The organism is Actinokineospora sp., assembly GCF_050699995.1.
Classification (GTDB): domain Bacteria; phylum Actinomycetota; class Actinomycetes; order Mycobacteriales; family Pseudonocardiaceae; genus Actinokineospora.
Genome location: NZ_JBOHGC010000260.1, coordinates 1 through 1134, shown reverse-complemented (window position 1 = coordinate 1134; position 1134 = coordinate 1). Strand labels below are relative to the sequence as shown.

The window sequence follows — 1134 nt, the reverse complement described above, 5'->3', positions numbered from 1 at the left end:
TCCTGACCTCGAGCGATCCCGACGTCGCCTGCATCACCGCCCCGTCCCTCGTCGTCGGCAGCGCCGCCGCGGGCGCGACCCTGACCCTCGGCAGCCTGGATGCGCTGCAGCCGGGGTTCACCTTCCGGTCCAGCGACACCCTGCAGACGGTGTCCGCGGCGAGCCCGGCTCGATCGACCCTCTGCCTGACGGTGACCTCGAACGAGACCCTCGGCGTGGCGGCCCCGACCTGCTTCAACCTGCTGTCCGACCTCGAGCTGCCGCCGGTGACCCAGGTCTACACGCTCGGGCCGGACGGCATCGCCGGGACCGCGGACGACGGCCGCATTTTCGAGAACTTCGACGTCGACAAGAACGCTGACGGCCTGTTCACCCTGGCCGACACCTTCCTGCGCGAGACCGGGCCCGGCACCTTCGACGCCGCGAGCCCGCACGGCGAATACCTGCGGGGCAGCGACACGGGCGTCGGCACGAACGTGGTGGCGGCGGTGGCCTGCGGCGGCTACGACGACGTCCAGACCGGCAACGTCGGGTGCATCCTCGATCCCGAGTTCCCGATGGACTGGCACTTCCACTGCCCGCCGGGGGTGGCCACCTGCCCGAACCTTGAGAGCGGTGCCTGCGTCGGCGGGTGCAGCTTCGGCACGCCGACGGACGGCAGCCGGACGTTCTCCGGCGACAACTCCCTCCACATGGGGGCGCACTTCGACCTCACCGACGCGCTGGCCGGGGACACGACGCACTTCCGCACCCTGCAGGCCTTCGTCACGGCGCCGATCAACCTGGCGGTGTTCCCGCAGGCCGGCGATCTCGAGCTGTCGTTCTTCCACATCGCCGACCTGATGGACTGCAACGGCCACTCGGCCGCCGTCGGCCAGTGCGACGACTGCGGCGACGTTCAGCTCCAGGTGGACCAGAACATCGACAACAACATCGACGAGTGGGGCATCTGGGACAGGCTGGTGCCGTTCCAGAACGTCTATGACCACACGGTGCGCGCCTGGAGCGTGTTCGGCGGTGCCTACTGCAACTTCACGCCGACCGACACGGGCACGGCGCCGCCCACCTCGCGCACCCCGCCGGTGCACGAGACCCTGTGCTTCCCGCAGGGTGCCTGGTCGCACTGCGGCAGCA

Annotated in this window: 1 protein-coding gene; it reads left to right on the top strand. The window is 70.1% G+C overall.

Annotated elements, in window-relative coordinates:
* Positions 1 to 1134: hypothetical protein (locus ACRDSQ_RS13220; protein ID WP_431421293.1), on the top strand; the 1134-nt coding region annotated here is incomplete at both ends.